At 54.4% G+C, this 16,066-nt stretch carries 15 protein-coding genes; 9 read left to right on the top strand and 6 right to left on the bottom strand.

What is annotated here, in order from left to right; genetic code table 11:
• Positions 1-4 precede the first annotated feature (4 nt).
• Entirely contained in the window at positions 5-1,036 is a 1,032-nt protein-coding gene (aroF, locus tag ACK4HN_RS08555) for a 3-deoxy-7-phosphoheptulonate synthase (protein ID WP_409869216.1), read from the bottom strand.
• A gap of 69 nt (positions 1,037-1,105) precedes the next feature.
• On the opposite strand from aroF, the gene ACK4HN_RS08550 reads away from it, so the two are divergent.
• Positions 1,106-1,963, top strand: a complete 858-nt coding sequence (locus tag ACK4HN_RS08550) for an N-acetylmuramoyl-L-alanine amidase (RefSeq protein ID WP_409869217.1) — start codon at positions 1,106-1,108, stop codon at positions 1,961-1,963.
• A 55-nt stretch (positions 1,964-2,018) separates the two neighbouring features.
• The gene (locus ACK4HN_RS08545; protein ID WP_409869218.1) at positions 2,019-3,341 is read left to right on the top strand and encodes a TldD/PmbA family protein; all 1,323 of its coding nucleotides are present in this window, start codon (positions 2,019-2,021) and stop codon (positions 3,339-3,341) included.
• 1 nt (position 3,342) lies between these two features.
• Here ACK4HN_RS08545 and ACK4HN_RS08540 read toward each other — a convergent pair whose 3' ends face one another.
• From ACK4HN_RS08540 to ACK4HN_RS08525, 4 genes are all read right to left on the bottom strand, one after another.
• The gene (locus ACK4HN_RS08540; RefSeq protein WP_409851145.1) at positions 3,343-4,059 is read right to left on the bottom strand and encodes a heme oxygenase (biliverdin-producing); all 717 of its coding nucleotides are present in this window, start codon (positions 4,057-4,059) and stop codon (positions 3,343-3,345) included.
• Between the two features lie 98 nt (positions 4,060-4,157).
• On the bottom strand, positions 4,158-5,549 hold the full coding sequence (gene argH, locus ACK4HN_RS08535; RefSeq protein WP_409869219.1) for an argininosuccinate lyase: 1,392 nt from the start codon (positions 5,547-5,549) through the stop codon (positions 4,158-4,160).
• Between the two features lie 15 nt (positions 5,550-5,564).
• Complete coding sequence (locus tag ACK4HN_RS08530; protein ID WP_409869220.1) at positions 5,565-5,762, bottom strand: hypothetical protein; 198 nt, start codon at positions 5,760-5,762, stop codon at positions 5,565-5,567.
• A gap of 33 nt (positions 5,763-5,795) precedes the next feature.
• Positions 5,796-5,927: a hypothetical protein gene (locus ACK4HN_RS08525; RefSeq protein WP_409869221.1), complete on the bottom strand. Its 132-nt coding sequence runs from the start codon at positions 5,925-5,927 to the stop codon at positions 5,796-5,798.
• 119 nt (positions 5,928-6,046) lie between these two features.
• Here ACK4HN_RS08525 and ispG point away from each other — a divergent pair, with 119 nt between their 5' ends.
• Both ispG and ACK4HN_RS08515 read left to right on the top strand, forming a co-directional pair.
• Positions 6,047-7,255 carry a (E)-4-hydroxy-3-methylbut-2-enyl-diphosphate synthase gene (gene ispG, locus ACK4HN_RS08520; protein ID WP_409869222.1) on the top strand — a complete coding sequence of 403 codons (1,209 nt, stop codon included), beginning with the start codon at positions 6,047-6,049 and terminating at the stop codon, positions 7,253-7,255.
• A gap of 29 nt (positions 7,256-7,284) precedes the next feature.
• Positions 7,285-7,629: a histidine triad nucleotide-binding protein gene (locus ACK4HN_RS08515; RefSeq protein WP_409869223.1), complete on the top strand. Its 345-nt coding sequence runs from the start codon at positions 7,285-7,287 to the stop codon at positions 7,627-7,629.
• A 23-nt stretch (positions 7,630-7,652) separates the two neighbouring features.
• On the opposite strand, the gene ACK4HN_RS08510 is transcribed toward ACK4HN_RS08515, so the two are convergent.
• Positions 7,653-8,990 (bottom strand): MotA/TolQ/ExbB proton channel family protein, encoded by a 1,338-nt coding sequence (locus ACK4HN_RS08510; protein ID WP_409869224.1) that lies wholly within the window; start codon positions 8,988-8,990, stop codon positions 7,653-7,655.
• Positions 8,991-9,785: 795 nt separating this feature from the next.
• On the opposite strand from ACK4HN_RS08510, the gene ACK4HN_RS08505 reads away from it, so the two are divergent.
• From ACK4HN_RS08505 to ACK4HN_RS08485, 5 genes are read left to right on the top strand one after another with little or no spacing between them, the layout of a single operon-like run.
• Entirely contained in the window at positions 9,786-10,928 is a 1,143-nt protein-coding gene (locus ACK4HN_RS08505; protein ID WP_409869225.1) for a response regulator, read from the top strand.
• Complete coding sequence (locus ACK4HN_RS08500; protein WP_409869226.1) at positions 10,929-11,303, top strand: response regulator; 375 nt, start codon at positions 10,929-10,931, stop codon at positions 11,301-11,303.
• A 5-nt stretch (positions 11,304-11,308) separates the two neighbouring features.
• Positions 11,309-11,797, top strand: a complete 489-nt coding sequence (locus ACK4HN_RS08495; protein ID WP_409869227.1) for a chemotaxis protein CheW — start codon at positions 11,309-11,311, stop codon at positions 11,795-11,797.
• On the top strand, positions 11,794-13,359 hold the full coding sequence (locus tag ACK4HN_RS08490) for a methyl-accepting chemotaxis protein (protein WP_409869228.1): 1,566 nt from the start codon (positions 11,794-11,796) through the stop codon (positions 13,357-13,359). Before ACK4HN_RS08495 ends, ACK4HN_RS08490 begins: the two co-directional genes overlap by 4 nt.
• A 13-nt stretch (positions 13,360-13,372) precedes the next feature.
• Positions 13,373-16,015, top strand: a complete 2,643-nt coding sequence (locus ACK4HN_RS08485) for a response regulator (protein WP_409869229.1) — start codon at positions 13,373-13,375, stop codon at positions 16,013-16,015.
• Positions 16,016-16,066: the final 51 nt, after the last annotated feature.

Genomic DNA, 16,066 nt, shown 5'->3' with positions numbered 1-16,066 from the left:
TTTCCTAGCGGCTGAGGCTGACCAAGGGACGTTGCAGCGCCTGCATCAACTCGTCAAACTGATCTGGCGTCAGGGATTGGGCACCATCGGAGAGGGCCTTGGCTGGGTTGGGGTGGACTTCAATCATCAGCGCATCGGCGCCAGCGGCCACGGCGGCCTTAGCCATGGGGGGAACAAATTCTGCCCAGCCGGTGCCATGACTGGGGTCAATCATAATGGGCAGATGGGTAAGCTTGCGCAACACGGGAATTGCCGCCAAATCTAAGGTATTGCGGGTATATTCGCGATCAAAGGTACGAATCCCCCGTTCACAGAGAATCACGTTGGGATTTCCTGCCGCTAGAATGTACTCCGCCGCCATCAACCATTCTTCAATGGTGGCGGACATCCCCCGTTTCAGCAGCACAGGTTTAGGTTGGGCACCCACCCGCTTTAGCAGAGAAAAGTTTTGCATGTTGCGGGCACCAATTTGCAGAATATCGGCCACTTCGGCAATTTTTTCCAGATCTGCTGCATCCATCACTTCGGTAACGATGCCCAAGCCGGTTTTGGCTTTGGCTGCTGCCAATAGATCAAGGGCACTTTCGCCGTGACCTTGGAAGGCATAGGGGGAAGTACGGGGCTTGTAGGCACCACCGCGCAGGAATTTGGCACCTGCAGCTTTTACCCGCTGCGCCGTTTCAATGATCATGGACTCGTTCTCAACGGAGCAGGGCCCGGCCACAACCACCACATCATGGCCTTCGCCGAAAATGACCTCGCCATTGGGCGTGGGTACCACCACTTCGCTGGGTTCACCGTGGCGATACTCACGACTCGCCCGCTTGAAGGGCTGCTCGACCCGCAGCACATGCTCAATCCAAGGACTAATTTCTTGAATTCGCAAGGGATCGAGTTCTGCTGTTTCACCGACAAGACCGATCACTACCTTGTGCTTGCCCACGATTTTTTCGGGGGTGAGTCCCCAACTGCTCATCTCGCTGCTCACCCGTTCAATCTCTTCGCTAGGGGTGCCACTTTTTAGAACGATGATCATTGGCTTGCTGATCCCAACATTTCGGCTTAAGGTTTGATTGTATTGTGCCAAATTGGTTTGATTCTGCCTATGCTGCGTCGTTCCCAAGCACTGCGGTTTTTCATTTCCCTAGCGATCGCGACCGTGGTTGTGGTGTCTCTGTGGGGTGTGATGATTGGTTCCATATCCAGTGGCGATCGCCCCCTCGACCTCAGTCAAGCGCGACCCATTGATGATCTACAGTTTGATCCACCAGCGCTCACCCCTCAGCCCTCTCCTGCTTCCCTGTTGCCCCTGCAACGCAGCGATGGCGCAATTTATGAGAACCTTTTTGCCCAAGTCCACCAAGTCCACCAACAGTGTGCAGCAGCTCCCCCTTGGTACAGTGTGCCGATTCATCCCACTAATTTTGGCAATCGCTACCGCACTGATGTCCGTGGCCAAGTGGTGGAGTATGCCCCCCTGATTGTTTTGCACGAAACGGCGGCCTCTGCCCAATCCACGCTCGACTTTTTCCAGACCCCTCATCCCCGCGATGAAGATCAGGCCAGCTACCATGAATTGATCACCCTCAATGGCTGGCTATTGCACTTAGTGCCTTGGTCAAAGCGGGCTTATGGGGCGGGTAACTCCGTTTTTGGTACGGAAACGGTACAGACTAATCCCCGCCTTGCGCCTTCGGTCAATAACTTTGCCCTCCACTTCTCCCTCGAAACACCGCCCGAAGGCCGCCACAATGGTTCTCAGCACGAGGGCTACACCGATGCCCAATATCGTGCCTTGGCTTGGCTAGTAGCACAAACAGGCATTGACTCGCAGCGGATTACCACCCATGCGGCGGTGGATCGCTCTGGGGAACGCATGGATCCGCGCAGCTTTGATTGGGCGAGGTTTAATCGCTATGTGCAGCTCTATCGCGATCGCCCCTGTGAGGAGATTCGCAGCTAACAGTGCGTTAACCTAAAGAATACTCTTAGGCATCTTCATAAGCATTCTGCACCCCATGACCCTTGACTTTTCCGCTGCTCAGCACCTGAGCCACGAGCTATTTGCTGCCCTGAAGCCAAAGGAGGCGCTGTTCGTTGAAATTGCCAGTGAATCCAGCCAGTTTATTCGTTTTAACCACGCGCGGGTGCGTCAAATTGGCAGGGTAGAAGACACGGTGGTAACGCTACGCCTGCAATCGCAGCAACGGACAGCTAGCATCTCTTTTCCCTATACAGGGAAGGCGGATTTAGCGGCTGCCCTAGACTATTTGGCAGAATTGCGCGCCGAAACCGTGCAACTTCCAGTAGATCCCTACCTAGGGCCACCAACGGATACCGGTTCCATTCAAGACACCTATCTTGGTCGCTTACCTGATCCTGACGCCGTTGTAGAGACAATTCTGAGACCGGTTCAAGGCCTTGATTTTGTCGGCCTTTACAGTGGGGGGACGATCGCCCGTGGGAGCTTTAACTCCGCTGGACAGGAACACTGGTTTGCCACAGAAACGTTTTGCTTGGATTACTCCCTCTTTACGGCGGCGGGTAAGGCGGTGAAAAATAGCTATGCCAGTACCCATTGGGACAATGCCACCTATCAAGCGCAAATTGAGGGCGATCGCCAGCAATTGGCACAGTTGGAACAGCCTCCCCGGCAGCTAGCCCCGGGACGCTATCGTACCTACTTTGCCCCAGCGGCAGTGGCCGAACTAGTGGGTATGCTCTCTTGGGGGGCAGTGAGTGAAGCAGCCTATCGCCAAGGTGGCAGTGCCCTCGCCAAGTTACGGGAAGGGAGCACCCTATCTCCCCTGTTTAGTTTGCAGGAGGACTTTACGACAGGAACCGTCCCCCGCTTTAATACCGATGGTGATATTGCGCCCCCTCGCCTCTCGTTGATTGATCGTGGGCAGCTACAAACTCTGCTCATTAATCGTCGCACCGCTCAGGAATACAATCTTGTGGCCAATGGGGCCAACCGCCAAGAAACCCTGCGATCGCCCTTCGTCTTGCCCGGCACTCTATCCGAACAGGATGTGCTTGCTGCCCTCGACACTGGCCTTTATGTGGGGAATTTGCACTACCTCAACTGGAGCGATCGCCCCAATGGACGCATTACCGGCATGACCCGCTACGCCTGCTTTTGGGTCGAGAAGGGAAAAGTGGTTGCCCCCATTAGCGATTTGCGCTTTGATGACAGCCTCTATGAGTTCTGGGGGCACAATCTCGAAGCCCTGACCGACACCCCGCTTTGGATTGCCAATACAGACACCTATGAGCGGCGCTCCCTTGGGGGCATAACCGTACCGGGGATGCTGGTGAAGGCCTTTCAGTTTACCCTCTAGGCTACTCAGCAGTAGCCAATTCGGTGCTGCCCCGCTGTTTGCGACGGGTCAGGGTATTGAAGAGCAACTGGCCAATGGCCTTGATGAGGTTGCCCTCCAATTCTCGGAAAATTTTCATATTCATGCCAAAGGCCGCATTGGCCTCATCCACAATTCGGTTGGCCGTCGCTTCATCCACTGCCAACTCATCAAGACGCTGGCGATAGAGTTGCTTAAAGGCCTTCTCGTCACTAATGGCCTCAAAGCGATAAAACGCCGTCCCTTCCCCATCCTGTAGATTCATCGCCCGCTCAGCAATCCCCTTGAGGATTTGGCCGCCTGAAAGATCCCCCAAGTAACGGGTGTAGGAGTGGGCCACCAACAGTTCAGGGGCAGTATTGGCCACTTCATGGATGCGGGCAACATAGGCCTGCGTGGCCGGTGAGGGGGGAATTTGCTCGCGCCAATTGGATCCAAAGTAGTAGGTGAGATCTCGCTCAAGGCTGGTTTTGCGGTTTAGCTCAGGAAAGTAGATTTTGCCCACAATGGGATGGTCTTTGAGCCGCTCCATCTCCTCTTCCATGGCACTGTAAACGTGATAGAGGCTGGCAACGAGCTTGCGGTAGGAGCTTTTTTCCACAGTGCCTTTGAGGAAGCAGCGCACAAAGCCAACATTTTCAGCCATGGTATGGGCTTTTTTGGTGCCTTCACGCAATTTCGTCGCTAGAGACGTCGTCATCACGAGATCCTTCTTAAAAATTTGCAACCTTTTGTTTCTAAAAACGACTGGAATGCCAGTCTATTTCTCAGGCTAAGGGGAAATGACACGCTTTTTCATTAAAAATCATTAAGGCGATCGCGCGCCGCCGCGAGGGCTTGGCGCACCTGCTCAAATCCAGTACCCCCATAGCTATTGCGGGCAGCCACCACCTGTCGCGGTGCAATGCGTTCGTAAACATCGGCAGCAAAGGCGGGGTGCAGTGCTTGCCATTCTTCAAGGCTGAGATCTTTGAGGAATTTCCCTTGGGCAAGACAGGTTTTTACCACTTGACCCACCAAGTGATAGGCCTCACGGAAGGGGACCCCCTTAGCTGCCAAGTAATCGGCCACATCGGTAGCATTGGCAAAATCTTGATTCACCGCCGCCGCCAAACGCTCGGGTTGAAACACGACTCCCTCCGCCATGAGAATGGTCATGGCCTCTAGGCAAGCACGAACCGTGTCAACAGCATCGAAAAGGGCTTCCTTATCCTCTTGCAGGTCTTTATTGTAGGCCAAGGGTAGCCCCTTCATAATCACTAAGAGGGCTTGTAAATGGCCAAAGACTCGCCCCGTTTTCCCCCGCACCAATTCAGGGACATCGGGATTTTTCTTTTGGGGCATAATGCTAGAACCCGTGGCACAGCTATCGCTGAGCTTGACAAAGGCAAATTCTTCAGAGGCCCAAAGAATGATCTCCTCCGAGAGCCGCGATAGATGCACCATGATCAGGCTGGCGGCACAGAGAAATTCAATGGCAAAATCGCGATCGCTCACGGCATCGAGGCTATTGCGATAGGGTTCCCGAAAACCCAACAATTCTGCTGTGTAGTGGCGATCAATGGGAAACGTCGTACCCGCCAGTGCCCCAGCCCCCAAGGGAGAAACATTCACCCGCTCCCGAATTTGTCGCAGTCGCTCAATGTCCCGCTCGGCCATTTCCACATAGGCCAGCAGATGGTGAGCCAAACTCAGGGGTTGTGCCCGTTGTAGGTGGGTGTAGCCGGGGATAAGCGTTTCCACATGGGATTCGGCTAAATCCAAGAGAGTGCGCTGCCACTGCCGCAGTTGTTGAAGAATCTGGTCAATTTCGGCGCGCAAATAGAGGCGAATATCCGTGCCCACCTGATCGTTGCGCGATCGCGCGGTGTGGAGTTTTTTGCCCACATCCCCCACCAATTCTGTAAGACGGCGTTCAACCGCAAAGTGAACATCCTCCGCTTCAATACCGGGGGTGAATTGGCCAGCTCGGTATTCTTGGCGAATTTGTTCTAGGCCTTGGATGAGAGTTTCTGCTTCTGCTGCGGAAATAATCCCTGTTTTTGCCAGCATCTTGGCATGGGCTTGGGAGCCAGTAAGGTCGTATTCAATGAGGCGAATGTCAAAACCAATACTGGCATTAAAGCGGGCGATCGCTGGATGGAGGGCTTGTTCAAAGCGCTGGCTCCACGGCTGCGGTGAGGCACTCACAGGCGGTTCTCAGGGCTAAAAGTTTAAAAGCTTACCAAAAATCCAACCAATGGCAAAACCAATGATCACCGCCCACAACTGACCCGAATCCACAAAGTTGGCCCAAGCTTTGGCCACATCTTCTCCTAGGGTGTCTTTGAACTTTTGGGCGATGATAATCTGCGGCTCAACAGTTATCTGGGTAGCCATAAAGTAGTTGGAGGTCGGATTCATAGCCATTAGCAGGAAAGGCAACTCAAGTTTATCCTAGCGGAGGCGGGGGCGATCGCCAAGCGCTATGACCCCCAGGGGTAGAAAAGAGAGTTTCGAAAGCCAGCGATCGCGGCGGGCTGCGGTTTCTTCTCTAGGGTCCTGCAACTGGGCGGCTGCTAGGGACATGGGGCGTCAAGAGGGCAGGCTCCTCTCCAGAGTTGAGGAGTAGAGGCTCCCTGCCGCATTAGGCTCCTTCTGTGGCATCCTGAAAGGGAGAAGTTGCGCAATTTGGCCACGCAAATCCTATGCAAACGCTGCCGACGCCTGTTCAATCTATGTCAACAGAAACTGCTATTGTCCGCCGCAAGACACGCCCTGTGCCCATTGGCTCCGTCACAATTGGGGGCGGCCATCCTGTGGCGGTGCAATCCATGATCAATGAAGACACCTTGGATATTGAAGGCTCAGTGGCTGCCATTCGGCGTCTTCATGAAATTGGCTGCGAAATTGTGCGGGTGACGGTGCCAAGTCTTGCCCATGCTAAGGCCATGGAAGCAATTCGCGATCGCCTCTACAAAACCTATAAGCCTGTGCCCCTGGTTGCCGATGTGCACCACAATGGCATGAAAATTGCCCTCGAAGTGGCCAAGTATGTGGACAACGTGCGCATCAATCCGGGTCTATACGTCTTTGAGAAACCCAAGCCCGATCGCACCGAATATACCCAAGCCGAGTTTGAAGAAATTGGTGCCAAAATTCGCGAAACCCTTGAACCCCTCGTGATCTCCTTGCGAGATCAGGGTAAATCCATGCGCATTGGAGTTAATCACGGCTCCCTCTCTGAGCGGATGCTTTTCACCTATGGCGACACCCCCGAAGGCATGGTGGAGTCTGCCCTTGAATTTATCCGCATCTGTGAGTCTTTGAACTTCTACAATTTGGAAATTTCCCTCAAGGCCTCACGCGTTCCCGTAATGATTGCCGCCAACCGCCTCATGGTGAAGCGCATGGACGAATTGGGCATGGATTACCCCCTCCACTTGGGGGTGACCGAAGCCGGGGATGGCGAGTATGGCCGTATTAAATCCACCGCAGGTATTGCCACTCTCCTTGCTGAAGGCATTGGCGATACGATTCGCGTCTCCCTCACCGAGGCGCCAGAAAAAGAAATTCCTGTTTGCTACGGCATTTTGCAGGCCTTGGGACTGCGGCGAACCATGGTGGAGTATGTGGCCTGCCCCTCCTGTGGGCGCACCCTCTTTAACCTAGAGGAAGTCCTGCACAAAGTCCGCGAAGCCACTAAACACCTGACAGGGTTGAATATTGCCGTCATGGGCTGCATTGTCAATGGCCCTGGGGAAATGGCCGACGCTGACTATGGCTACGTGGGCAAACAACCCGGCTATATCTCCCTCTATCGTGGTCGTGAGGAGGTCAAGAAAGTCCCCGAGTCCGAAGGGGTCGCTGCCCTTGTGGAGTTAATCAAGGCCGATGGCCGCTGGGTCGATCCCTAAACCATGCAGCATCTGCGAGGAGTGAAACCATGACCACGGAAACAATTTTTAGCCGCATCATTCGCCGCGAGATTCCTGCGGATATTGTCCACGAGGATGACCTTTGCCTTGCCTTTCGGGACATCAACCCCCAGGCACCCGTGCATATTCTGGTGATCCCGAAAAAGCCGATTCCCCAACTCAGCCTGGCAGAAGCCGAGGATCAGAAGATTTTAGGTCACCTCTTACTGACGGCAAAACGCATTGCCGAGGCCGAAGGCTTAACCAACGGCTATCGCATTGTTATTAACAATGGCGCGGATGGCGGTCAAACAGTGTATCATCTGCACCTCCACCTGTTGGGCGGGCGAGCTATGCAGTGGCCACCGGGTTGACCCCCCAGAGGCTCTGAGGACGTCTAGCTTTGGGAGTGACCAGCATCGGCGCTAGTGGGCTGCTCCACAAGCATCACCCGTCGCGGTTGGGCCAGTTGCTGCAGGACGGGCTGGAGTTTCTTCAGCGTGTGGTTGAGGTTATTTAGGAGCAGTTGCAGATTCCCCGTATCGGCAAGGGCTTGCAGAGCTTGGTTAAGGGTTTCTAATAGTTGGAGTCGTTGTTGCAGGGTGCGATCGCTCTCAGCCAAGAGTTGAGCAATATATTGGCTCTGCTGCCGCAGTTCTTGGGCAATAGCAATCTGTTCCTGATTGACGTGCGCCAGTAGTTCGCCTTGGCTGTGCTGAATCTGGGTCATGAGGCGCTCAAACTGCTCAATGGACTGTTGCTGGCGCTCCTCTAGGGTAGCCAGAAATTGCTGCCGATCCCTGACCACAGCACGGGCCAGTTGATTTAAGTTCTCCAGCAGTTGTTGCAGCCGTTCCTCTGTGGGCAACTCCGTGCGAATTGCTTCCTGAAGCACCTCTTGAAGGGTTTCGCGATCCACCGCTTCGGACGTAGTCGTCACAGGGAGGTGAGGCAGCAGTTGATCCTGAATGTAGGTATCAATATGCAGCAGTAGCCTATTCTCCCAGCGCTCAACCACCACCATGGGGATCATCACCAGAACGCTGAGCACCAAAGCCACCAGCGTGGTATCAAAGGCGACCGCTAGTCCCGTTGTCACATTGCCAATCCCCTCCTTAATTTGATTGACGTCCTGCGCCGTCTCCAAAAAGCTAGAAAAACCACTGACCGCTTGGCTAATCCCAACCACGGTGCCAATAAAGCCCAAGAGGGGAATCGCCCAGATGAGGACACGGGGGATCGTATAGGAGGCATCGGTGGTGGCGGCGGCACTGCCACTATCTTCGGTGGCGGCTTCAACGGCAATCTCTCGCTGCCCACTACTGAGAAAGGTGCCTAAAACCCGCGCACAGCGATTGGGGAGCAATGTCCGCCGTTGGGCAAGGGCTTGCTGTAATTGCAAAATATCCCGCATCGAGGTGAAGGAGTAGTTAGCGGGAATCCAGATTTGACGTAGGCTGGGTGCTTGTTGCAGGAGGGCGATCGCCTTCAAAATCGTAAATACTAAAACCGTCCACGCAAAAAAGACGGCCACGGGTTGTGTCCAGCCGCGATTGAGGAGCAATTGGCCAAGGTAGGTGCCCTGAAGGGGCAGAAAGAAGAGGTAAAGAATGACCGTAGCAACCGCAGCGATCGCCAGCGCCAACCACAGGGGAACAGTGAGATCACGGCGAGGTATGGCCACTGGCGTTAGGGAAGGGGCATTTGTTGTCGAAATGGGAGAAGAAGCTGTCATGACGATACTCAGGGCGCAAACATATTTCAGTCTATCGTGAAGCTGCCTCAAATTCTTGGAACTAGGTGCACTCTGAGTAGCCTACGGTGCAGGCAAGATAATAGCCGTTAAGAAAGCCCAAGCTGTGGAGAGAAACAACGGCTGCCAACCGTGGCAAACCAAGACGGAGAATCCCCTTGGCACTGGCTGCAAACACGCCACTAAAATTCGCCCTATGGCAGAGGGTGTAAGCAATTGATATCACTACGCCCATCCCTAGCATCACAATGATCAGGATGCAGACACTGAGATCACTACTCACTCACAAAAATAGGCATGGATACAGCAGCGCCATAATTGCTCTGAGCACTACCCGGAGCGGGAATAGGTTCGTCAACCATTCGAGGTGGAACATCAGGCAAGACCTGTAGAGTGTCTAGGCATCCTAATCAGGAACTTTAAAAAAAAACGTTAATTAGAATACATTTTTCAGTAGGACATAAGCTTTACAATAATTTCCAGAGCAGGAATACTGAAAAATATGCGGGTTAGGGGGAATGATCCAAACGATTGGAGCAACTATAGCCTTTCGCTAAACCATGGCGCAAGGATAAAGTGATGTAAACATGTGAAAAATATCTTTCATGGTATTGTTTCTCTCTAATACTGATAAAAAGGCAATAAACTTAAAGTTTTAGCAGTGGGTAGATTTTATTTCTGGCCCCAACTAAACCAAAAAATTGATACGGCCTAAACGCAGCAGTTGTCTATTACTGACTCAGTGACCTAATACAGATTGTCAAAGGAACAGTTTCTATGACGACGAGTACACCTACAGCAAGTTCAGTCACACAAGGGGACAACAAAGCATTGGCCTTTCCGGCACGGGTGATTCAGAAGGTGATTAGCGATCGCTTTTCTGGCCACTTAACGTTTACCGATCCGCGGGATGCCTCCATCGGCTGGAACCTCTATGTGGGCAATGGTCAACTGCATTACGCCAATAGTACTGTCGGGCACCAAGAACGCTTCAATTACCTGTGTCAACGCTACTGCCCCCAACTGAGCACCACCTTAGCCAGCGATGAAACGGAGTATCAGTATCTCTGTCGCCTTTGGCAACAGGGGAAATTGACCCTTTCCCAACTGCGCAAGCTACTCTTTCTTTTTAGTCAAGAGGCGCTCATCCACCTCTTTGCCATGCCTCAAGCCTCAGTGCGGGTGGAGCGGGTAGCGGGTCTTGAGCAGTTGGTGCTCTGTGTGCCAATCAAGCAAACCCTGAGTCAACTGCGGCAGAGTATTACCCAAGCGGTACAGGTGCGCACTTATTTGAACTCGCCGCTGCAACGACTGGTGCTAACCACAACGGAGCGAATTCCCGCAGATCTTTGGCCGATGGATTATGGCCGCGATATTGCGGCCGCGTTGCCTCAACTCTTGGAGCAGACACCTGTACTCTATGAGGTGGCCACTCAGTTGCGCATGGAGGCGATCGCCACGGCTGAGTTGCTGCAACCTGCTTTTGTCAATGGTTTTATTGCCCAGCATCCCTATACTACCCCCACCAGTGACACTCGCCCCATCGTAGCCTGCATTGACGACAGCCGCACGATTCAGCGCAATGTCCGCCTCATTTTGGAAACCTGTGGTTATCGGGTGCTGGGATTAATGGAGCCAACCCATGCCCTGAGTGCTCTCAATAATACCAAGCCTAACTTGGTCTTGATGGATATCTCGATGCCAGAAATGGATGGCTATGAGCTATGCCGTCAACTGCGGCAAACGGAAAACCTTAAGGATGTGCCCGTGGTCATGCTTACAGGGCGCGATGGCCTAGTGGATCGGATTCGGGCGCGGATGGTGGGGGCGACAGATTATTTGACAAAGCCCTTTACTCCTCAGGAGTTACTCTCGTTGGCAGAGCGATTTACCCACACTGCGGCGGTGGAGAGTCACTAAATGAAGCAGGTACTGGTTGTTGAGGATTCCCGCACAGCACAAAGAATGCTGGTTAGCATTCTAGAAAGGTTGGGTCACCAAGTGCATCTGGCACCCACCGCAGAAAAGGCGATGGAATGGTTGGTGACCCACCGACCAGATTTGATTGTGCTCGATATTGTTATGCCCGGAACCAATGGCTTGGAACTGTGCCGCGAAGTACGGGCGAATCCCCTCCTCAAGACAGTGCCAATTATCTTTTGCTCTTCTAAGGATCAGGACTTTGACCGCTTTTGGGCCTTGCGGCAGGGGGGTAATGCCTACATTACCAAGCCCTTTGAACCAGAAGATTTAATTGAAACCATTAACGAGTATTTACCTCCCCTGCCTCAATGATGTCTGTGAGTGCACCAGCGATGCAGGAATACTTTCATGTGGAACTGCCCCGACAGGTGAATGTGGCGATTCCCCTTCGGCAAACGGCTGAGGTCTTAAGCGTGGAACCACGGGATATTTGTCTGGTGCCGGGGGTCTCAGCCGCCCTTTTGGGCATTAGTAATCAGCGGGGGCGGCTATTGTGGATGCTTGATCTGTTGGAATTACTGGGAATGCAGCATGCTTGGGGGCGATCGCCCCAGCAACGTTGGACAGCACTGGTAATGCAAGACACTGACCGCCCATCGCCGCGTCAACTTGCTTGTTTGGTAAGTCAACTGCGGGGCATTATTCATATTTTGCCAGAGCAGCAGCAACCAGTGCCCCAGCGACTTCAGCGGGAGGTGCAGCAGTATTTGCAGGGTTTTGTGCAGTTGGATCGCCTGCCAATTTTACTATTGAATGTTGAGGCCGTTTTTGAAGCTGTCGCCCGTTCACCCGCTCCTGCCCTATGACCTCCCTTGCGAATTCCACCCCCCCAATGTCACCCTTGAGCGATCGCTATTTCAATGCCATCCTCACTCAGGATATCCCCACCCTGCGTGCCCTCCTTGAGGAAGACCCCGCGGATCACTTGGTACAGTTGAGCCTTGCCACCGCCCTCGAACAGGCAGGTGATGTTGCTGCTGCCCAAGCCCTCTATCAAGCGATCGCCGACGCAGATCAGGGAATTTTCGGCCAAAGTGCCCGCAATGCCCTCGCCCTGTTGCAGCAGCATTCTGACTCTGCACCTCCCCCTGTTGCACCGCCTCCAACGGTTCCCCTTGTTCCGACACCCATTCCCCTAGGGCGCGGGCAAGTCAAGCAGTTGCGGCAAGGACTGCACACTTTGGAAACATGGCTGCTGCAACTCCAGCAACAGGAGTGGGATGCGCCGATGCCAGAGATCATGGATCCGCAACTTGCCGCCATTGGTCAAGGGATTGCTGCCTTAGTGGCTCAACTGCGGCAGCAGCAGGAGCAGATTCAAAGCCTTGAAGCCCAACGTCAAGAGGAGATACAGCGGCAGCGCCAAGAACGCATGCGGATGCAGGAAGCTGTCATTAACCTCCTGCTGGATATCGAGGGAGCGCAGCGGGGAGACCTTACCGTGCGCGCCAAGGTGGACGAAGGGGAAATGGGATCTATTGCCGATGCCTTCAATGCCACGGTGCGCAGTTTGCGGCAAATTGTCGTGCAAGTCCAGACCGCTGCCAACCAAGTCCAAGCCGCTGCCCAAACCACCCAAGAGGCGATCGCGGGTCTTGTTGCGGGGGCAACCCAGCAAGCTGCCGACATCGATTGCAGCGTAGAAGCGGTTGAGAAGATGGCCGCCTCCGTGCAAGCAGTTGCCAATTCGGCTCAAGAAGCGGCCACGATCGCCGCAGAGGGATTGACAGCGGCACAAGTGGGGGATGCGACCATGGACACCACTGTGGAGAGCATGGAAACTATCCGCCTCAGTGTGGCCGAAACTGCCAAAAAGATGAAGCGCCTTGCGGAATCTTCCCAAGAAATCTCCAAAATCATCAACATCATCTCCACCATCTCTGAGAAAACCAACCTCCTCGCCTTTAATGCCTCGATTGAAGCTGCGCGCGCTGGGGAACACGGCCAAGGCTTTCGGGTGGTGGCCGATGAAGTGCGGCGTTTAGCGGAGCGGGTCACAGATTCAGCGCGGGATGTTGAGCAGTTGGTGACAGGAATTCAGCAGGAGACCGCTGAGGTACTGCAGGAAATGGAGGGGAGTACAGCGCAGGTGGTCAAGGGCACCCAGTTGGTGAGTCAAACCAAAGCAACATTACAGAACCTCGCTCGCCTGAACCAACAGATTGACTCACGGCTGCAAATGATTTCTGAGCGCACTGCTTTGCAAACCTCTACGGCAGCAGAAGTGACGCAGATTATGCAGGGGGTTGCCCAGATGGCTCAAACAACAACTTCAGCCGCTGCTGCTGTGGTGGATGCTATGGAAAGCCTAATGGCCGTTGCCGCAGAACTGCAAGCCTCTGTCTCGCGCTTCCGAGTCGATCCCTAAGGAGGGCTAGCCCATGACCCTCAATGCCGCTGACCTAGATGCCATTGCCCAAGAGGCACGCCATTGTTTCCTCTATGAGGATGCGCCGGAGTATTTGCTGCTCCTTGAACAATGGGCAGCGCAGGTGGCCACTGATCCTGAACGCTTTTATACCCCTGACGATTACAACACCTTGATGCGGGCAGCCCATTCCCTCAAAGGGGGGGCAGGAATTGCGCAACTCAGGCAGCTACAGGCTTTGAGCCATCGCCTAGAGGATGTTTTAGAAGCTCTCAAGGAAGGTCGCATTAGCGATCGCCCCCGTGCCCATCAGCTCTTGGTGCAAGGGATTGAGCAAGCCCAAGAACTCTTGGCCGCCGCGAAACAAGGTCCCTCGCCACCCCCAACGCCTCACTATCAAGCCCTGCTGGCAGCCCTAGCGGCACTTCTTGAGACGGCCTCAGCCTCACCTCCGCCCCCTCCGACTGCTCCCCCCGATCTACGCAGCGCCTTGACGCAGACCCTTGAGGAGTCCCTGCAGCTCCTAGAGGCCAGTGCCACCGATGCAGAGCGGCAGGCAGCCTTAACCCACCTCACGGCCACTGCCCAAACCCTCGGCAAACAGTATGCCATTCCTTGGTTGCAGCAACTGGCCGCAGAATTACCGAAGTTGGCAGCGGATTTGCCCCTTGGGGAATTAGTGCCCGCCGTTGTCACTGAGTTTCGCCAATGGCAGCAGGCAGAACTGGCGAAGTTACCAACCCCTAACCCGCCTGCGGCAACAGCCCCTCCCCAAGACAGCTACCTGCGCATTCCCGTCAGTCGCCTAGATCGTCTCAGCAATACCGTCAGTGAATTGCTCATTGGTCAAGAACGCCTTACGCTTTACCAGCAGCAGTTGTTGCGGATTAATCGCGACCTCAAACGCCGCCTTGAGCAATTTCGCCCTATTCGCGATCAGGTGCAGACCTTCTACGATCGCTTGGCCACCCCCCTTGGGAGTCGAGGTTTAGCTGCGAATGGTCATAGTGACTTTGATGCCCTAGAATTCGATCGCTACACCGAACTGCACACGGCGCTGCAAGATTTTCAAGAGTTGCTGGTGCGGATTCAGGAGACGAGCGCCGATCTTGATCTGCTCAACCGTGATCTCCAAGAAGCCCTTGACCTGAACCGCCAGCACCTGAATCATCTCTACAGTGAACTGACCAATTCCCGCTTGGTGCCCTTTCGCCGACTGGCAGAACAGTTTGTGACGGCGGTACAAACCTTGGGCGATCGCCACCATAAACCGGTGCAACTGGTGATTGAAGGGGGCGATACCCTAGTGGATCAAGTCATTTTGCAGCAACTGAAGGCGCCCCTAACCCATCTGGTGCGCAACGCCTTTGACCACGGTCTTGAGCCGCCCCAACAGCGCCAGCACCTCGGCAAGCCGCCGACGGGAACCATTTGGCTACGGGCACGCCTGCGGGGGAATCGGGTGGAAATCCAAGTGGCTGACGATGGTCGGGGGATTGACCTGCAGCGGGTGAGTCAACGCGCCGTCGAACTTCAGCTTTGTTCCCCAGAGAACATTCCCCACCTCAGCCGCGAGCAGATTTTGGACTTTCTCTTTGTGCCGGGATTCTCCACCGCCAAGCAGGTGAGTGACCTCTCCGGTCGTGGGGTGGGATTGGATGTGGTGCGCGAGCAAGTGCAGCGATCGCGGGGGCGTTTGCAGATCACCACTGAACCGCAGCGGGGAACGACCTTTACCCTCACTCTTCCCTTGACCCTTAGTCTGCTGCCCATGGTGCTATGTCAAGTCGGGGAGCTAACTTTGGCCATTCCAGATCTGAGTATCCGTGAAGTCATTGCCCTCAGGGAATACACCGATATTCACCACCCCAGCGCCACCATTTACTGGCAAGGTCACTCCATTCCCCTATATCCGCTGCATCAATTCTTGCCCTATCAGCGCCCCCTGAGTGTACCAACGCAGCCCCTAGGGGTGGGGGTGGTTGTAGATGTGGCCGGTCAGGCGGTGGCCTTGGCAGTAAACTCCCTCATTGCGGAGCAGGAGTTGGTGGTCAAGCCCTTTGATCAGACAGTACCTGTGCCTCCCTATGTGATGGGTTGCACAGTTCTGGGCAGTGGTGCCGTGGTGCCAGTTCTTGCGCCGGACAACTTTACAGGGCTGCTCACGCCCATGGAGGGACTTACTTCGCCGGTAACGACCACAGCCCGGCAGCGAACCTTCTCACAGGTGCTCATTGCTGAGGATTCGATTACCGTGCGACGGCTGTTGGAGCGGGTGCTGCGCCAAGCGGGCTACGATGTCGTGCAATGCCGCGATGGCAAGGAAGCATTGGATTTTCTCCTTAGCCAAGGGGATCAAGTGTCCCTTGTGATCACGGATATCGAGATGCCCCGCCTCGATGGCTATGGTTTGCTAGAGGCCATTCGTCTCTCAGGCGCGCTGCGCCACTTACCCGTTGCCATGCTAACTTCGCGGGGAGGGGAGACTCACCGCCAAAAAGCTTTTGAGCTGGGAGCCAATAGCTACATTATCAAGCCCTTTCAACCCCAGGCTTTATTGGAAACCGTGACCCAACTACTGGCAGGCCGGGATGCCGCTGGCGTGACACTCAGCCGCTCAAACCATCAGATTGCATTGGCGCAAAAATTTTTATGAAGCATTGCCATCCCCAGACTTGAAAGCCATCCTTGCTAGGATAGGGATGAT

Source organism: Thermosynechococcus sp., assembly GCF_046299655.1.
Lineage (GTDB): Bacteria > Cyanobacteriota > Cyanobacteriia > Thermosynechococcales > Thermosynechococcaceae > Thermosynechococcus.
The sequence above is the reverse complement of the archived record's forward strand: the minus strand, read 5'-3'. Positions and strand labels throughout refer to the sequence as shown.

Excerpts from the sequence above, each read along its gene's own strand:
- ACK4HN_RS08530 (WP_409869220.1), bottom strand. The coding sequence starts at position 5,762 with ATGAATCCGACCTCCAACTACTTTATGGCTACCCAGATAACTGTTGAG.
- ACK4HN_RS08525 (WP_409869221.1), bottom strand. The coding sequence starts at position 5,927 with ATGTCCCTAGCAGCCGCCCAGTTGCAGGACCCTAGAGAAGAAACCGCA.
- ACK4HN_RS08505 (WP_409869225.1), top strand. The coding sequence starts at position 9,786 with ATGACGACGAGTACACCTACAGCAAGTTCAGTCACACAAGGGGACAAC.
- ACK4HN_RS08485 (WP_409869229.1), top strand. The coding sequence starts at position 13,373 with ATGACCCTCAATGCCGCTGACCTAGATGCCATTGCCCAAGAGGCACGC.
- ACK4HN_RS08510 (WP_409869224.1), bottom strand. The coding sequence starts at position 8,990 with ATGACAGCTTCTTCTCCCATTTCGACAACAAATGCCCCTTCCCTAACG.
- ACK4HN_RS08550 (WP_409869217.1), top strand. The coding sequence starts at position 1,106 with ATGCTGCGTCGTTCCCAAGCACTGCGGTTTTTCATTTCCCTAGCGATC.
- ispG (WP_409869222.1), top strand. The coding sequence starts at position 6,047 with ATGCAAACGCTGCCGACGCCTGTTCAATCTATGTCAACAGAAACTGCT.
- ACK4HN_RS08500 (WP_409869226.1), top strand. The coding sequence starts at position 10,929 with ATGAAGCAGGTACTGGTTGTTGAGGATTCCCGCACAGCACAAAGAATG.
- ACK4HN_RS08545 (WP_409869218.1), top strand. The coding sequence starts at position 2,019 with ATGACCCTTGACTTTTCCGCTGCTCAGCACCTGAGCCACGAGCTATTT.
- aroF (WP_409869216.1), bottom strand. The coding sequence starts at position 1,036 with ATGATCATCGTTCTAAAAAGTGGCACCCCTAGCGAAGAGATTGAACGG.
- ACK4HN_RS08540 (WP_409851145.1), bottom strand. The coding sequence starts at position 4,059 with ATGACGACGTCTCTAGCGACGAAATTGCGTGAAGGCACCAAAAAAGCC.
- ACK4HN_RS08490 (WP_409869228.1), top strand. The coding sequence starts at position 11,794 with ATGACCTCCCTTGCGAATTCCACCCCCCCAATGTCACCCTTGAGCGAT.
- ACK4HN_RS08515 (WP_409869223.1), top strand. The coding sequence starts at position 7,285 with ATGACCACGGAAACAATTTTTAGCCGCATCATTCGCCGCGAGATTCCT.